Origin of the sequence: Okeania sp. KiyG1 (assembly GCF_014132355.1) — a bacterium.
Taxonomy (GTDB): domain Bacteria; phylum Cyanobacteriota; class Cyanobacteriia; order Cyanobacteriales; family Microcoleaceae; genus Okeania.
This window is the reverse complement of record NZ_BLZO01000046.1, coordinates 1-17800: the sequence shown is the minus strand read 5'-3', so window position 1 is coordinate 17800 and position 17800 is coordinate 1. Positions and strand designations below refer to the sequence as shown.

At 37.1% G+C, this 17800-nt stretch carries 11 protein-coding genes; 7 read left to right on the top strand and 4 right to left on the bottom strand.

Features of this window, described 5'->3' with window-relative positions:
* Positions 1-487: 487 nt before the first annotated feature.
* On the top strand, positions 488-1051 hold the full coding sequence (locus SAGCYANO_RS08500; protein ID WP_202219677.1) for a transposase: 564 nt from the start codon (positions 488-490) through the stop codon (positions 1049-1051).
* A 609-nt stretch (positions 1052-1660) separates the two neighbouring features.
* Complete coding sequence (locus SAGCYANO_RS44405) at positions 1661-1861, top strand: isopentenyl pyrophosphate isomerase (RefSeq protein WP_237395969.1); 201 nt, start codon at positions 1661-1663, stop codon at positions 1859-1861.
* Positions 1862-2084: 223 nt separating this feature from the next.
* Here SAGCYANO_RS44405 and SAGCYANO_RS08490 read toward each other — a convergent pair whose 3' ends face one another.
* Entirely contained in the window at positions 2085-2846 is a 762-nt protein-coding gene (locus SAGCYANO_RS08490) for an HpsJ family protein (RefSeq protein WP_202219675.1), read from the bottom strand.
* A 1141-nt stretch (positions 2847-3987) separates the two neighbouring features.
* On the opposite strand from SAGCYANO_RS08490, the gene SAGCYANO_RS08485 reads away from it, so the two are divergent.
* Positions 3988-4596 carry a hypothetical protein gene (locus SAGCYANO_RS08485; RefSeq protein ID WP_202219674.1) on the top strand — a complete coding sequence of 203 codons (609 nt, stop codon included), beginning with the start codon at positions 3988-3990 and terminating at the stop codon, positions 4594-4596.
* A gap of 1209 nt (positions 4597-5805) precedes the next feature.
* On the opposite strand, the gene SAGCYANO_RS08480 is transcribed toward SAGCYANO_RS08485, so the two are convergent.
* From SAGCYANO_RS08480 to SAGCYANO_RS08470, 3 genes are all read right to left on the bottom strand, one after another.
* Complete coding sequence (locus SAGCYANO_RS08480; protein WP_202219673.1) at positions 5806-6687, bottom strand: NF038130 family PEP-CTERM protein; 882 nt, start codon at positions 6685-6687, stop codon at positions 5806-5808.
* 825 nt (positions 6688-7512) lie between these two features.
* Positions 7513-8706: an LL-diaminopimelate aminotransferase gene (locus SAGCYANO_RS08475; protein ID WP_202219672.1), complete on the bottom strand. Its 1194-nt coding sequence runs from the start codon at positions 8704-8706 to the stop codon at positions 7513-7515.
* Positions 8707-9450: 744 nt separating this feature from the next.
* Positions 9451-9864, bottom strand: a complete 414-nt coding sequence (locus SAGCYANO_RS08470) for a hypothetical protein (protein ID WP_202219671.1) — start codon at positions 9862-9864, stop codon at positions 9451-9453.
* A gap of 624 nt (positions 9865-10488) precedes the next feature.
* Between SAGCYANO_RS08470 and SAGCYANO_RS08465 the strand changes: the two genes are divergently transcribed.
* The 4 genes from SAGCYANO_RS08465 to SAGCYANO_RS08450 form a co-directional block, all read left to right on the top strand.
* The gene (locus tag SAGCYANO_RS08465) at positions 10489-12318 is read left to right on the top strand and encodes a VWA domain-containing protein (RefSeq protein WP_202219670.1); all 1830 of its coding nucleotides are present in this window, start codon (positions 10489-10491) and stop codon (positions 12316-12318) included.
* A 1894-nt stretch (positions 12319-14212) separates the two neighbouring features.
* On the top strand, positions 14213-14806 hold the full coding sequence (locus SAGCYANO_RS08460) for a transposase (RefSeq protein ID WP_202219669.1): 594 nt from the start codon (positions 14213-14215) through the stop codon (positions 14804-14806).
* Positions 14803-15138 carry an IS200/IS605 family accessory protein TnpB-related protein gene (locus tag SAGCYANO_RS08455; RefSeq protein ID WP_202219668.1) on the top strand — a complete coding sequence of 112 codons (336 nt, stop codon included), beginning with the start codon at positions 14803-14805 and terminating at the stop codon, positions 15136-15138. The genes SAGCYANO_RS08460 and SAGCYANO_RS08455 overlap by 4 nt, the downstream gene beginning before the upstream one ends.
* A 257-nt stretch (positions 15139-15395) precedes the next feature.
* Positions 15396-17800, top strand: a 2405-nt coding sequence (locus SAGCYANO_RS08450) for a proline dehydrogenase family protein (protein ID WP_202219667.1), incomplete at its 3' end; no start/stop codon positions are given.

The window sequence follows — 17800 nt, the reverse complement described above, 5'->3', positions numbered from 1 at the left end:
ATAATTTGTCATATAATTTTTTGTATAAATCTATAATTAACGATATGGGGCAGGTTTAGTTAATTCCATTATCATCATCAAAATTAATGACGGAACCAGCCCCTACAACTTGTATAATTTGTCATATAATTTTTTTGTATAAATCTATAATTAACGATATGGGGCAGGTTTAGTTAATTCCATTATCATCATCAAAATTAATGACGGAACCAGCCCCTACAACTTGTATAATTTGTCATATAATTTTTTGTATAAATCTATAATTAACGATATGGGGCAGGTTTAGTTAATTCCATTATCATCATCAAAATTAATGACGGAACCAGCCCCTACAACTTGTATAATTTGTCATATAATTTTTTTGTATAAATCTATAATTAACGGTATGGGGCAGGTTTAGTTAATTCCATTATCATCATCAAAATTAATGACGGAACCAGCCCCTACAATTTGTATAATTTGTCATATAATTTTTTTGTACAAATCTATGAAATATAATCCTAATCTTCATAATCGTCAATCAATCCGTTTAAAAGGATATGATTATAGTCAAAATGGTTTTTATTTTGTGACTATTTGTATTTGGCAAAGAGAATGTTTATTAGGGGTTATTGATAATCATAAAATGATTTTAAACAGCTATGGCAAAGTTGTTAATTTTAACTGGTTTAATCTAACAAAAATTTATCCTTATATTAATCTTGATGCTTTTATGATCATGCCTAATCATATTCATGGGATTATTGAAATAACAGATGATAATAAACATCACAAAAGGCATGGTTTGCCTGAAATAATCAGAGGTTTGAAAACATTTTCAGCCCGTAGAATTAATCAGTTGCGAACAATTAAAGGTGTTTCGGTATGGCAAAGAGGATATTATGAACATATTATCAGAAATGAAACATCATTAAATAATATTAGAGAGTATATTTTTAACAATCCAATTAATTGGTGTAATGATGAAATTTATACTGAAAATATATTTTCATTTCCGAAACAATTTAATATCAAAGGAATAGGGAATATGATTAATAATCATAAAAATTAACTCGTAGGGGTGGGTTCATCCGTTAAATTACGAGACCCGACAATTAATGTCATAAACCTACCCCCATCATTATTATTAATTGCACAATATTTATTCATGGATTTGGGGCAGGTTTAGTTAATTAGGGTTTGCTGAAAAAGTCTTTTTTAAGGAGTAGGGGACCCACCCCTAACCCCTCCTGGGAGGGGAAAAGGGGAGTAGGGGAGTATTTTTTTGCCCAACTCTCGCCCAAAATACTAACTTTTTGAGTATGAAGGGCTGAAAACCAAGGTATTTCAGACCTAAAAAGTCTAAAACCTTTACCTGTAAATGCTTTGAGATTTATTCAGCAAGCCCTAATTAGGGATTGCATATTATGGAATGATATCAAATCCGTTTAATTGGACATAAAAAAATTCTTCAATCGTCATAACTACGCTCATATTTGTAATTCTTTCTCCTCCTGACTCCTGTACGGGCGATTTCCGTTCCGGAATGCTCCTAATTACGCGAATCGCCCCTACAACTCCTGACTCCTCCTAACTTAACCATTCTATGGCTGTTTAACCGGAAAATCAATGACAGAACCTGCCCCCTACTTATACCATTTCTCACGCAAGAATGCTATGTATGATTCGGTGGGGACCCACCCCTAATATCAAATCCGGTAGCATCGGTGTAATTAGATGGGGAGATGGGGGGATGGGGAGATGGGGGATGGGGAGATGGGAGGATGGGGGGATGGGGAGATGGGGGGATGGGGAGATGGGGAGATGGGGGGATGGGGAGATGGGAGGATGGGGGGATGGGGGATGGAGAAATATTTGGTAATCGTTGAAGATGAAACATTTTTACGTGCCGAATTAAACGGATTTGATATAACCCCTCCTGGGAGGGGAAGTGTGGGAAGTGTGGGAGGTGGGGTGAGGGGTTAAAAGTAGGAAAAATTTATACTAACCGACTAAATAATTGTCAAAAAAAGACTTTGAATCTTGGTAAATATTTGACTGTTGAAGTATAACTGAAGTATAACATTAATGCATGGGAACTGGTATTAGCGAACTCTTCTAGGCTTACTCCCTTTAATACCGCTCCAACCAATAGTCAAGTAACAGCTTGCTAATAGTAGGCTACTAAGACCAATTCTGATGCTAGATTTCAAGGCTCCCAATTGCGATCTTTGCTCCGCTCTTTGTTTTCTGGCTTCTATCTGTTTTGTCAGTTTCTCCTTAATAGCTTCTGTTTGAGTTTTGAGAACTCCTGGATTATTTTTAAACCTCTCCAAATTTGCTAACTGCTCTTCCGTAAGTTCTACATCCCCCACAAAATCTTCTATTCTTTGATTACTCTCGAGCAAACCTGTGATTTGAGCTTGCTGTTGTGAAAGACGTTCTTCTAACTGCTTCTGAGCGTCGGCAGCATCTTGATTTACCTTTTCGATGGCCTGATTACTACCCGCAACAGCACTGGTAATATGCAAAGGAATTAATAATAGAAAGATAATCCCAAAAAATAAGGAAATTAGACAAACCCAAAATTTCAAGTTGTTCCAGCCAATTTTTGGTTGTGCTTTCGACAGGCCCAGGATGTCTTCAAAGCCATAAGCAGAAAACATTAGGGCGATTCCCAGAATTGGCACAATCCCTTGATTGACTATCTGGGTTGTGAATCTTAATCGCCATTCCACATCCCCCAGGTTTAAAGGAAATAGTAATAGAATGTAGTTAAGCAAAGTGAAGAGTATTAATATCAGACCCGCCAGTTTGAGAAATTGGGCCGCTTGAATGGGTATTGGATTGGTGTTAGTCCCTTTCATGGTTAATTTTACTTACTTATGGTGGTTGTCTGCCTTTGAATCTATCCTAGCTATCATCAGAGATAGAAACGTTACTAATCTAGTATTTCATTTTTTTTACTAACTTAACGAAATGATGGGATATTCATCCTTCGATCGGGAAATCATCAACAAGACTTCAGTCTACCAAATTATACTTAGTAAACAGATTTGAAATCTTTGCTGTATCTTCATATTTATCCTATTGACGATACATGGAGATATAGCTAGTATATAAATAAGAATATAAAAAGTCTAAGTTATACCAAAAGGTAAAACAGTTTAAATATGCTTTAAACCTTGACTGATTAATAACTTTATATGACTAACCTCAAAGTTGAATTTATATAAGCCTGGTAAACTTAGTATATTTTTTTACTTAAATTCACCAAAAATCTAAAGTAATAACACTGATACTGTAAATATTTCTAACTTTGATGTCGGCAAGGGGTCTCCCGTTATAAAAATTTGGCGTTGCTGAATTGAAGTATGAATGTGCGATTGTTTGGTTCTCGCCTTCGCCCCCGCGCATCCCCCAAGTTTGGGGGACTTTTAGAGTTTTATTCCCCCCAATTTTGGGGGGCTAGGGGGGCAAAATCATACCCAGAACCAGCAACGCCAAAAATTTTAACGGGAGAGCAATTGCCAACCAACAAATAAACCGCGTAGCATCCACTTACTTTCTTGCATTGTGTGCTTTTTTTTGTGTTATTCTGATTATATCAGGAGTAGCGGTAGTACGCACCTGAGAGAAACATGAAAACAAATAGCGAGTATGGGGTTCAATTCAGAAGTTAAGCGTCAACCCGTGAAAAGGTAAAACTCGGAACTTTCTGGAGTACAGAATTGTTTAGTAGTCGTGTAAAAATAACTTGAACAGTTTTTTTAATGGAAACTATATTTCACAATTTATCCCAGATAAAATTTGTACAACTTATTCTTACATGGCTCCTTAGTACAAAAAGGCGGTGGGTCTCATCGTCTCTGTCTGCGGAGGGTTAAGTGGTTGCACTCCCTGTGAAACAGAAATCCCTATCCGTGAGGTTGGGAACCCTACATCATAATCTTTGATTTGATGTAGGAGAACGTCACTTAACTATTCAATTTCAGGAGAGATATAACTATGAAAAAGTTACTAACAGCGATCGCTGGATTATCTGTGTTGGCTGCGGGTATTTTAGGAGCGGCACCAGCACAAGCCTTGCCAATTTTTGGAGAAGATAATGACTTAGCCGATCTGTTTAATGGTGAAGTTACTCTGAGCGAAGAACAATTTAACGTCACTAATGAAATAGCTGGTAAATTAAATGTAAGCACCTTTGAATTGCTTCAAGACCCAGATAAAGTTGATGATTTGTATGCTGGAGATGCCTATGACTCTAATACAGCACCCAGTGGTTTAGGAGTATATTCAAAAAATGGTTGTACTGTTGATGCAGGTTGTGCTATTAAGGCCATTGGTATGGTAAATACATTGAAGTGTGCTGGTTCTGGAACAGATCCTCAAAATTGGGCAGAATGTGTGCAAAACAATGATTACGATGCTTATTTAGCAGCTAGTGCTTGTACTTATGGAAGCTGTCCTGCATTTGCTACTCTTCCTAACCAAAAAGTTGTTGCTTGCAACAATGGTTTAAAATCCGTTATTGCAGGTAAAAGCTATATTAATCTCCCTTCAACATTAGCACCACAGAAAAACGAATTACAAATCAGTTGGTTATCTCAAGGGTAAAAGCAACATAAGTCACCTGTTCAATAATTGATAATTGATAATGGATAATTGATAATTACCTCTACCTAAAAGGAAGAGGATTGAATAAAAGGAAAATTTTTTCTCTCTTGGTCTCATGGATATGGCTAGGAGACCAGCTCTTGACAGAGCCGCTCCGCTTTATATGTTGCGGAGCAAAACGCCATCCCACCCTTCGGGAAGCTACGCTGAGGATTTTTACCTGAATTATTTAATTAATAATTAGGGCTTGCTGATTAATTCTCGCGCGTATTGACTGCTATTGACTTGAGCGTTTTTTTTGTTGAAAAAAGTACCAGCTTTTCGGTGGAAAAAGCTGCAAGAAGCTAGTATTTTGGGATGATTATGGCAGAAAAATTGAGGGACAATTTTTCCGACTACCTCCTCGCTCATTCCCATTTCTCCCCTCCACGGTCGGGGTTAGGGGTGGGTTGTCTCCTGTCTCCAGTATAGCTGTCTCCTACTCTTACCCATAAGACTTTTTCAGCAAACCCTAATTATTAATTATTAATTATTCGGTAATAAACTATTGTTACTCCTCCTGAAAAAAGGGGGTTTTTTTATGATTATTGAATATTTGTATAGTATGACCTTAATTCTGTCACTGCCAGTGTAACGTTTGCAGAGAATGACCTGGGGAAAAAACTCCCAAGCTATTGAGATTGCTTTATTGCGCTCCATTCGCAATGACATTGAGTATAAGTAGTAGCGCGTCTAATATCAAATCCGTTGGCTTCGGAGCAATATAATTCTGTCGTCGTCATACAATGGTTAGGGGCGTTTTGCTGTCGCATAACTCCGTTAACGCTCCGCGACATATAAAGCGGAGCTTTGCGCCAGCAAATGCCATTCGCCCCTACAATATAGGGCGAATACCATTCGCCCCTACTCTTTAAATACTGAATAACACCGATGCTACCGGATTTGATATAAGCTAAAATTTTAGGTAAAAAAAACCTAACCCCCCAACCCCCTTCCTTAGGTAGCAGGGCTGTTTCATTACCCGCCCTCTAATATTTATGACAATAGATATCTCCAAAAATCCAAAATAAAATCAATTCTCACACAGAAATTATCAATTCTTTCTCCCTACTGCTGTATGGGGGATTTCCGTTGGCGGAGCATTCCGGAACGGAAATCCCCCCTACTAGATATGGAGGTTATGCGTAAGTCCTGACTATTTTAAAGGTTTTACTTTTGAGATTTGCGCTTAGTAGCAGCAACTAAACCACCGATAGCCATTAGACCTAAAACAGTAGAAGGTTCGGGAACCTCCTCCTCTGAAAGAATCCCTCCACCTTCTACAATGGAAAGGTTATACAAACCAGAATGGGAAACACCATCGCCCTCTTCATATACTCCAGAAGCATCTGCTTGACCAAAACCATAAAGGAATTGAGTAATTCCATCACTATCAGTTACTTTCACTACTTCACTAAATTTAAAACCGCTTTCGTGATCGTAGTGACCTGCTAAACCGAGGTTGAAGATACCACCATCGTTATTAACGTAAGCAATATTAGGGTCACTAATTCTTCTGAAGAAAGAATGACCTTCTGCAGCAATTCCAAATAAAGCAGCATTAACATCAGCAGCACCTTCGCTGGTAAAGAAATTTTGAACTCCTGTGCTAGTATCGTTCCAAGCTTCAGTCATCCATTTTTCAGCAAAGTTACTGTAACCATCAATAGGACCTCCATACCAATCATCGTAGGTTAGACTGCTAAAGGTGTATGTTGTACCATCAAGAGTTCCTGTTAATGTAGTGGCAGACTGATTAATGTAGGCTGGACCTCCCATCCATGCCATAGTGTTAAATGTCCCGAAACCAGTAGCATCTGGGCTGCTACCCTGACCAGCTAACTCAATATTACCGTCTCCAGAAAGAGCCGCTCCCCAGTTAGTAGCATCGTTACCTACTAAAAATGTTGTATTTCCATCAGATCCATAGGTAAGGTGTTGACCGTTAACTACAGGATTTGCCAGACTTGCCGCCAATGCAGGAGCGCCTACTAAAGCTGTCATACTTGCTACAGAAGTAGCGATCGCGAATTTATTGAATCTTCCTGCCATAATTTTTGTTTCCTTAATTTAATTTGTGTGTTGTAATAGTTAGCTAGATTGAAAAATATAAGTGACTGGTAAAATTGAAATTTATCTATTATGTTTATCAAAGCATAGGTAACAAGATGTTTTGTGTGTTTCAAATCACTTAAACTGATGATTCTTGTTGACTCTTTTGTATAACAATGCACCTTTAGTTAGCTTTTATCTTGTTTGCCAGTCATTTAAGCTTTTTCTTTTTGCTTAAACTGATTATAAGCAGTTTTATTACCGAATGTCTATATTTCTAGGCTATTTTTATATAAAATTTTAGTAAAACTTAGTATTCAAAAAACTACTAGAAAATACTTATGCATTTCTACGGAAATCATTATCAATACAAAAATGATACTCCATATAATCAATTAATTAGGGTTTGCTGAAAAAGTCTTATGGGTAAGGGCAGGAGACAGGAGAAAACCCACCCCTAGCCCCTCCCAGGAGGGGAGGGGAAGACAGGATACAGGATAAATGGGAATTATAGAGGAGGTAGGAGGAAGAATGATCGAGGGATTATTCTGCGCAACTATGAGCTTAAAATGCTAATTTTTTGAACCATTATGACCATTAAGCTTGGACTTTTTTTTACTAAAAAATGCGCTCTAGCTTTATATCTCAGTGCTTTTAGATTTAATCAGCAAACCCTAATTAATTACTTCTATAAATAATCATTTTTCCCATTTAAAAAAACTTAAAAATTAAAGTGAGTATTTCCCCAGAGTATTCTTAGGAAATACTCACTTTGACTAACTTTTAATTTAACGCAACTATATGCATTAACAGCAGCACAAAACATTATTTCCGTAAAAATACTGAGATATTCTCCACAGCCCTTGACAAAATCTCAGAGTTATGAACCAAAGCAAACCTCACATATCCCTCTCCAGCCTTTCCAAAACCTGCTCCTGGGGCCACTGCTACCCCAGTATTTTTCACTAAGTCCACACAGAACCCCACAGAATTCTTAGCCCATGCTTCTGGTAGTTTAGCCCAAACATACATAGTGGCCGATGGAGTGGGCACAGGCCAACCAATTTGATGTAATGCCCCAACAAATACATCCCGACGTTGGCGAAAAATGTCCACAGTTTTTCTAACTACCTCTTGAGGGCCAGTTAAAGCAGCGATCGCTCCATTGAGAATGCCCTGATACTGGTTAAAATCAATACAAGCCTTTACTTGTCGCAAAGCTTGAATTAATTCAGCATTACCAATGGCGTAACCTACTCGGAAACCTCCCATGCTATAAGATTTTGACATAGTAAAAAATTCTATAGAAACACTTTTTTCTGGGTCTGCTTGAAAAATAGAAGGAGCGATAGATTGTTTTTCGGGTGCTTGAGAAAAGGTATTAAAAACAAAGTCTAAATATGGAGCATCGTGAACTAAGACTAAATTATGTTTTTGGCAAAAAGCAACAGTTTCTTGGAGAAAAGATAAAGGAGCGATCGCCGTTGTGGGATTATGAGGATAACTCAAAACCATCATTTTTGCCTGAGATAAGACAGCTTGAGGTATATCTGCCAAAACAGGTAAAAATCCATTTTCTGCCAATAAAGGCATTGGGTAAACCTGACCCCCTGCTAAAAACACCCCACCACTATGAGAAGGATAACAAGGGTCTTGCAGTAAAGCAAAATCACCAGGATTAAGTATAGCCAAGGGTAAATGAGCTGTACCTTCCTGGGAACCAATTAGAGGTAAAACTTCAGTTTCTGGGTCTACTGGAATGTCAAATTTATCGGTATACCACTGAGCTGCTGTCTGCCGAAAAGCTTGAGTGCTAGAAAATAAGGAATAGCCATGAGTAGTGGAGTCTGACAAAGATTGAGCGATCGCTTCTAGAGCATGGGAAGGCGCTGGTAAGTCAGAAGACCCCAGAGACAAATCTATCAAATTTTGTCCTGCTGCTTTTGCTAATGCTTTTGCCCGGTCCATATCGGCAAATACATTAAAGCTTAGGGGAGCTAGACGTTGTGATAATTGCATTTTGATTTCACCTCTGAATTAACTTGTGTAGTTAGGGCTTGCTGATTAACTGTCAAAGCCTTTATTTGTAAATATTTGAGGATTTTTAGAGTGAAAAAAGGTGCAAGGTTTTCGGTATAGGAAGCTAAAAAAGTGAGAGTTTTGAGTAGATAAGGATAGAAAAATCGAGGGATATTTCTTCCTCCTAACTCCTCTAAATTCTGAATTCTAAATTCCGAATTCAGAATTCTGAATTCTAAATTCCGAATTCTATCCTCAACTATAAGACTTTTCAGCAAACCCTAGTTATTATCTACTTTACTGTTGCCAAATATTTGTCAGTTTTCCAATACCCGCGTCAAAAGTCAAAATTTGAGAGGCAAACATGGGAATTAGGCAATATAGCGCTCCGCGCAAGTCAAAAGTCATGCATCGAGTGCGTAATTCTGAGGTACGGGGCGCCTACTGTGCGGAATTACTTCCGCACACAGCCCCTCCAGAATGTCAGACCACTTCATTACAGTCAAAAGTTAAAAGTAATCGCTGACGCTCGTTTGAGGCTTTATAAATGTCCGTTCCCTTTGTTTCGACTGCTATAATTGAAAATATTTCAATACACCCAACTCCCCATCCCCCATCTATTTCTCATCAAGATTTTTATATCTGAATCAAGCGATCGCTCTAGGTTTATCCACCAATTTCTGAACTACATTTATATTACATTGTATTATTGCGACATACGCATTAGTAGAGAAGGAATTTAAATTAAGCGATCGCTCTATGTTTCTCTACCAATTTTTGAAATACATTTATATTACATTGTATTATTGCGACATACGCATTAGTAGAAAAGGAATCTAAATTAAGCGATCGCTCCATTATCTCAACCAATTTCTGAACTACATTTATATTACATTGTATTATTGCGACATACGCATTAGTAGAAAAGGAATCTGAATTAAGCGATCGCTCCATTATCTCAACCAATTTCTGAACTACATTTATATTACATTGTATTATTGCGACATACGCATTAGTAGAGAAGGAATTTAAATTAAGCGATCGCTCCATTATCTCAACCAATTTCTGAACTACATTTATATTACATTGTATTATTGCGACATACGCATTAGTAGAAAAGGAATTTAAATTAAGCGATCGCTCCATTATCTCAACCAATTTCCGAACTACATTTATATTACATTGTATTATTGCGACATACGCATTAGTAGAGAAGGAATCTAAATTAAGCGATCGCTCTAGGTTTCTCTACCAATTTCCGAACTACATTTATATTACATTGTATTATTGCGACATACGCATTAGTAGAAAAGGAATCTAAATTCAGCGATCGCTCTAGGTTTCTCTACCAATTTCCGAACTACATTTATATTACATTGTATTATTGCGACATACGCATTAGTAGAAAAAGAATCTGAATTAAGCGATCGCTCTATGTTTCTCTACCAATTTATGAACTACATTTATATTACATTGTATTATTGCGACATACGCATTAGTAGAAAAAGAATCTGAATTAAGCGATCGCTCTAGGTTTCTCTACCAATTTCCGAACTACATTTATATTACATTGTATTATTGCGACATACGCATTAGTAGAGAAGGAATCTAAATTAAGCGATCGCTCTAGGTTTATCCACCAATTTCCGAATTACATTTATATTACATTGTATTATTGCGACATACGCATTAGTAGAAAAGGAATATTTTGTCTAGTGCTATACTGAATTTATGCAAGATGTGAGTATTACACGATCGACAGTTTCAAAGAGTTAAAAACTAATGAAAGCAAATTATTCTCTTTCCCACTCTCTAATTGCCATTGATACTGAAACAACACTCGACTTAATTCTCAATTTCAATGCTGAAGAACAAGTCCAAGCATCTAACCGTCGTTCGCTAAACTTGAGCTTGGTTATAGACCGCTCCGGTTCAATGGCAGGTCAACCTCTACGTTATGCAATTAAGGCTGCTCAAAAGTTGGTTGAGTCCCTCAACCCTGATGATATTGTCTCTGTTGTTATCTATGATGACAGCGCAGAAACGATATTACCCCCACAGACAGCAGCAGACAAAGCCAAAATTTCTGCTCAAATAAATCGAATTAGAGCGGGAGGTTGTACGAATCTGAGTGGTGGTTGGTTGATGGGTTGCGAATGCGTTAAATCTCAAAAAACTGAGGAGCGACTGAACCGCGTCCTCCTGCTGACTGATGGTAAAGCTAACAGAGGAATTACCAACCCTCAAGCTTTAACAAAAACTGCTAAACAACAAGCGGAACGGGGAATTATCACGACAACTTTGGGGTTTGGAACTAACTTTAATGAAGACTTGCTGATCGATATAGCAGATGCTGCTGGTGGAAATTTTTATTTTATTCAATCTCCAGATGACGCAGTTGATGTTTTCCGCATCGAGTTAGAAAGTTTGACTTCTGTTGTGGCAGAAAATCTCACAGTAACCATACGTCCAGAAGCATCAGTGCAGATTTCTGAAGTGTTGAATAAGTATCAGTCAACTACTCAGGGAAAAGCATCGGAAATTTTATTAGGGGATGTCTATCAAATTGAAGCGAAACAGTTAGCTCTACAACTATCAATTCCTCCGCAAAAAAATCCCGGTCCCTTAAGTATTGCGACTATAGAGTATCAGTATCAAACGACTACTGATGACAAAATTAAAAAGGTATCAGAACAAATTCCCGTTGCAATAACAGTGGGTTCTGCGGAAGAAGCAAGTTGTACCGAAGCTGATATGTCGGTACTCGAACAGACCAGTCAACTGAAAATAGCTCGCCTGAAAAATGAAGCGATCGCTATGGCAGATCGAGGACAGTATAAAGAAGCTGCTGAAGTATTACGTTCTCAGGTTGACGAACTCAAGAGCAAGTTATTAAATGAAATATTTGAAGTTGCTGAGGAAATTGCCCAATTAGAATATTATGCTCAACGCATTGAAAACCGCAAATTAGATAGTGCTAGTCGCAAAGAAATGCGGGACCAATCATATCAAACTCTGAACCGGAGTCGCGATGATTTGAAATTACGAGGTTCTACTGCTGGAAATGCAGATAGTTTGGAAGCGGTTTCTACTGGTGACGGTGGTGTTTTAGCCAAATGTTTTCGAGAGGGTGGAAAACTACGAGTGCGTGTAATTTCAGAAGGATATAATTCTGAATTTAATGTTCAGTTTCCCCGTGGAATTCGTCAAGAAGGGGTTACTTATGTTGTAGATGAGATTAAACTTTCAGCTAATGGTAGTTTTTACCGTGCTACTGGTAAGATTCGTCGCTTGGTTGAACCTGGTCAAGAAAAAGCAGTAACTACTGAAAAGGCTAAATCTCAAAATTTGGCAGCAGCTAAAGCAACAGGAGGATGGGAAGATTTGGAAACTGTTGATACTGTGGGGAATGGGGTTTTAATTCAGTGCATTAAAGAAAAAAGTAAGCTCAGAGCAAGAGTTGTTTCGGATGGATATAATCCCGATTTTAATATTCGTTTTCCCCGCAATATTCGGGCTGAAGGAGTATTATATGTGGTTGATGAAGTGCGAGAATCTGCTGATGGTAAATCTTACATCAGTTATGGAAAAGTTCGTCGGTTATTGCAATAGACATTTCCTCTTTTAGAGGGATTCAACAATTAATAATTAATAATTAATAATTAATTATTACCTCTCCTTGAAAAGAAGAGGATTGACTAATAATGAAAATTTTTATTTATTATCCCCTTAAAAGGGGAGGCTTTAAACCATAATTTTTCGGTAAGGAGTAGGGGGAAATAATTGATAATTTCTATGCGATAATTGATTTTATATTTGATTATCATCAGATGTCTAATATAAAATCCGGTTATACAATAATCGCAAAATTACTTCCTCAACTTACAGATGTTAATAATAAATATGAATTGAAAAATTCATGCTCATTAATCCTTTCTTTATCCTGACTCCTGAGGACTGACTCCTGACTCCTAAGCGATACTATAACAAATTACCCGGATTCTATATAATATCATTTTCGGAAAAGAATAGAATTTTTGCAGAAGTAGACAACAACTCCGGAAGGCAACAGCCAAGAAAATTTCTGAAAAAACACAAAAATCATCTATATGTTTAATTTCCACTAGATGTGTAATAGACATCTCCAAATAATAAAAAATAAAATCAATTATCACACAGAAATTATCAATTATTTCCCTCTACTACCTACTGCCTCTTTTCTGGAGATGTCTAATAATAATTATAGTTATTTTTTGAAACTTTTCTTACAAAATATATTGTCAGATTAAAAGAATAGAATTTTTGCAGAAGTAGGCAACAACTCCGGAAGGCAACAGCCAAGAAAATTTCTGAAAAAAACACAAAAATCATCTATATGTTTAATTTCCACTAGATGTGTAATAGACATCTCCAAATAATAAAAAATAAAATCAATTATCACACAGAAATTATCAATTATTTCCCTCTACTACCTACTGCCTCTTTTCTGGAGATGTCTAATAATAATTATAGTTATTTTTTGAAACTTTTCTTACAAAATATATTGTCAGATTAAAAGAATAGAATTTTTGCAGAAGTAGGCAACAACTCCGGAAGGCAACAGCCAAGAAAATTTCTGAAAAAAACACAAAAAATCATCTATATGTTTAATTTCCACTAGATGTGTAATAGACATCTCCAAATAATAAAAATAAAATCAATTATCACACAGAAATTATCAATTATTTCCCTCTACTACCTACTGCCTCTTTTCTGGAGATGTCTAATAATAATTATAGTTATTTTTTGAAACTTTTCTTACAAAATATATTGTCAGATTAAAAGAATAGAATTTTTGCAGAAGTAGACAACAACTCCGGAAGGCAACAGCCAAGAAAATTTCTGAAAAAAACACAAAAAATCATCTATATGTGTAATTGCCACTAGATGTGTAATAGACATCTCCAAATAATAAAAAATAAAATCAATTATCACACAGAAATTATCAATTATTTCCCTCTACTACCTACTGCCTCTTTTCTGGAGATGTCTAATAATAATGATAGTGCTTTTTTTAACTTTTCCTACAAAATATTACAAAATATATTATCAGATTAAATGATAATATTTAAATAATATAATGTTCGGATAATCAGTTATAAAAAACCTTATATCTTTGAACCAATATTCCCCTCTTCCTCCCCCCTTTTACTCGGCAGGGCTGTTTCAAAGTATTGTAGATTAAGGATAAGCGGGAGAACGGGAGATGAGGGGATAGTGGAACAGTGAAATTTGCCAAAATTTGCCGAATATAATTTTAACCCCTTGATTTATGAGATTAGTTGAGAGATATATTATTAAAAAAATCATCGGTTTTATCCTGAAATAGACCGACTGTGTTTTTTGTCGAAAAATCTCTTAAACTCATGCTAATTACTTAGTCCGTCAGTCTTTTATATTTGAAAAGATAAATCTATCCTATTATGACCTGCAAAAAACACTCTCTACCCAACCAGACTATCAAGCAATGCCAGCTAAAGTCTCTCAACAAATATTGATGATTTTAGATAGAAACTGGAAAAGCTTTTTAGCAGCAAACGAAGTTTATCTAAAGAATCCATCAAAGTTTAAATCTCGTCCTCGTCTTCCTGGATATAAAAATAAAATAACGGGAAGAAATATTGTAGTTTATACCACACAAGCCATAAGTAAGAGGCAATTAAAACAAGGAATTATTAATCCGAGTAAAACTGGGATTTATCTAAAAACATTAGTACCTACTTCACAAATTAAACAAGTTCGTCTCGTCCCTAGACTTAATCATTATGTAATAGAGGTGATTTATGAAGCCACTGAAAAACAATACAAGCTAGAGAAAAATCGTTGCGCCAGTATTGATATAGGATTAAACAATTTAGCTACATTAAGTTTTAATCAAGCCGAAATGAAACCGCTCTTGATAAATGGCAGACCGTTAAAATCTATAAATCAATACTATAATAAAATTAAAAGCTTTCTACAGTCTCAACTCGGGGAAAATCAATCAAGTAAGAAGCTGAAAAACTTTGCAATAAAAGAGAATTTAAAATCAATGATTATCTCCATAAAGCATCTCGTTTGATTATTGATACTCTAATTAATCAGAAAATAGGAACATTGATAATAGGGCACAATGAAGACTGGAAGCAGAAAATCAACTTAGGAAAAAGAAACAATCAAAATTTTGTATCTGTTCCGTATAAGAGATTAATAGAAATGTTATCTTATAAAGCTAAAATGGTAGGTATAGATGTAATTATTACAGAAGAATCTTATACCTCCGCATCAAGTTTTATAGATAATGATTTGATTCCAGTGTACAACAAAGGTGAGAAAAATCATGTCACATTTTCTGGAAAAAGAATCATGCATAGGTTTGTATCGTACCGCAAGCATTGGGTTAATCAATGCTGATGTGAACGGTGCTCTAAACATTATGAAAAAAGCAGTCCCAAATGTTTTTGACTATGGGAAGCGAGGGTGTTGTAGTTCACCCAGTTAGGGTGACACCTGCGAAATAAGGATATGTCATATTTGACTATATTTTTATGAACTATAACGTAACGGAAATAGCCTTGGACAAACACTAACTTCAAAAAAAATTAGTGCTAGAAACCTAAACTAATCCGATACATAATCCCAATTTATTTAACCAAACTTTTTTAAAAAAAATGGTCGCACAAATACCTAATAGCAACTACGAAACTCAAACCCAAGAAATAGCAAAACAACTCTTGGCAGCAACTCAAGAAAAAAACCGTTCCTGGTTAGGACAACTGCAAAATCAAATGCGGTGGGATGATAAACTCCTGGACTGGGCAATGGCGAACCCTGGTTTGCGAGTACAACTATTTCGCTTTATTGACTGTTTGCCAGCATTACACAGTAAACCAGAAATAGCTGCTCACCTCCAAGAATACCTGACTACCGAAGAAGTTGAATTGCCAGAAGCTCTCAAAAAACTCCTCAACTTTGCCAACCCAGACTCAGTACCCGGTCAACTGGCAGCTACCACCGTTGCACCCGCAGTCGAAACTCTCGCCCATAAATACATTGCCGGGGAAAACATCAAGCAGATAATCAAAACCCTAGAAAAACTACGGAAAGAAAAAATGTGCTTCACCGTAGACTTACTAGGAGAGGCAGTAATTACTGAAACTGAAGCACAATCATATTTAGACCGTTATCTAGAACTGATAACCCAACTAACCCAAGCTGCTAAAAATTGGTCATCAGTACCTCAAATAGACGAAGCAGAAGGCGAACAACTATCACGAGTGCAGGTATCAGTAAAACTTACAGCATTTTATTCCCAGTTTGACCCCCTAGATGCTAGGGGTAGTCAGGAACGAGTGAGCGGACGCATCCGTACCTTACTCCGACGTGCCAAAGAACTAGGTGTAGCAGTTCACTTTGACATGGAACAATATAGCTACAAAGACCTAACTATAGCTATCCTCAAAGAACTATTGATGGAGGAAGAATTCCGCAACCGCACTGACATCGGCGTTACTATCCAAGCATATCTGCGGGATAGCGGAAAAGACTTGCAAGGAATTATTGACTGGGCAAAACTCCGGGGTTATCCTGTCACCGTTCGACTGGTTAAAGGTGCATATTGGGACCAAGAAAGCATCACAGCTTTACAACACGACTGGCCGCAACCAGTTTTCAACAATAAACCAGAAACCGATGCCAATTTTGAAAAGCTGACTCAGATGATGTTAGAAAATCATCAATATATCTATTCAGCTATCGGTAGTCATAACGTTCGTTCTCAGGCAAGAGCGATCGCTATTGCTGAAGCATTAAAAGTACCTAAACGTTGCTTCGAGATGCAAGTTCTCTACGGTATGGGGGACCAAATAGCTAAAGCATTAGTGGACAAAGGTTATCGCATCAGAGTTTACTGTCCCTACGGCGACCTACTACCAGGAATGGCATATTTAATTCGTCGTCTCCTGGAAAATACAGCTAACAGTTCATTCCTCAGACAAAGTTCAGAAAATGTTCCTGTTGAAGAATTGTTAGCGCCTCCCATCACTAACGGCAAAACAACAATTCACGATATTGTTAAACCTGTTTTTCCTAATGCTGCTGATAGCGACTATGCTGATGCTGCTCAACGACAACAAGCTTATAATGCTATTGCTCAAGTACGACTAGAGTTAGGCAAAACATTTCTCCCGTTGATCGACGGCGAATATATACAGACCGAGCAAATAGTAGATTCTGTTAACCCATCAAACCCGAAAGAGGTAGTCGGGAAAATTGGTTTAATTTCTGTAGAACAAGCAGAAAAAGCAATTAAAGCAGCTAAAGCAGCATTTCCTAGTTGGCGGAAAACACCAGTTACAGAGCGAGCGGGGATATTGCGAAAAGCGGCGGACTTAATGGAAAAACGCCGTCACGAACTTTCAGCGTGGATGGTATTAGAAGTTGGGAAACCCCTCAACCAATGTAATGCGGAAGTTTCTGAGGCAATTGATTTTTGTCGCTACTATGCTGACGAAATGGAAAGGTTAGACCAAGGTTATAAATATGATGTAGCTGGCGAAACAGACCGTTATTATTATCAACCTCGTGGTATTTCTTTGGTTATTTCGCCTTGGAATTTTCCTCTAGCTATTCCTACAGGAATGACTGTTTCATCTTTGGTGACTGGAAACTGTACTTTGTTGAAACCAGCAGAAGTTTCATCAGTTATTGCTTCCAAGATTGCTGAAATATTAGTAGAAGCTGGTTTTCCCAAGGGAGTATTCCAGTTTGTGCCAGGAAAAGGTTCGACAGTGGGTGATTTTATGGTGAAGCATCCAGATGTTAATAGTATTACTTTTACTGGGTCTCAGGAAGTTGGTTGTCGAATTTATGCTGAGGCGGCAATTTTGCGACCAGGACAAAAACATTTGAAGCGGGTGATTGCTGAGATGGGTGGTAAGAATGCGATTATTGTTGATGAGAGTTCAGACTTAGACCAAGCAGTTGCTGGTGTGGTGTATTCTGCTTTTGGTTATAGCGGACAAAAATGTTCTGCTTGTTCCCGGGTTGTGGTTTTGGCACCAATTTATGAAGCTTT

Excerpts from the sequence above, each read along its gene's own strand:
- SAGCYANO_RS08500 (WP_202219677.1), top strand. The coding sequence starts at position 488 with ATGAAATATAATCCTAATCTTCATAATCGTCAATCAATCCGTTTAAAA.
- SAGCYANO_RS44405 (WP_237395969.1), top strand. The coding sequence starts at position 1,661 with ATGATTCGGTGGGGACCCACCCCTAATATCAAATCCGGTAGCATCGGT.
- SAGCYANO_RS08490 (WP_202219675.1), bottom strand. The coding sequence starts at position 2,846 with ATGAAAGGGACTAACACCAATCCAATACCCATTCAAGCGGCCCAATTT.
- SAGCYANO_RS08485 (WP_202219674.1), top strand. The coding sequence starts at position 3,988 with ATGAAAAAGTTACTAACAGCGATCGCTGGATTATCTGTGTTGGCTGCG.
- SAGCYANO_RS08480 (WP_202219673.1), bottom strand. The coding sequence starts at position 6,687 with ATGGCAGGAAGATTCAATAAATTCGCGATCGCTACTTCTGTAGCAAGT.
- SAGCYANO_RS08475 (WP_202219672.1), bottom strand. The coding sequence starts at position 8,706 with ATGCAATTATCACAACGTCTAGCTCCCCTAAGCTTTAATGTATTTGCC.
- SAGCYANO_RS08465 (WP_202219670.1), top strand. The coding sequence starts at position 10,489 with ATGAAAGCAAATTATTCTCTTTCCCACTCTCTAATTGCCATTGATACT.
- SAGCYANO_RS08460 (WP_202219669.1), top strand. The coding sequence starts at position 14,213 with ATGCCAGCTAAAGTCTCTCAACAAATATTGATGATTTTAGATAGAAAC.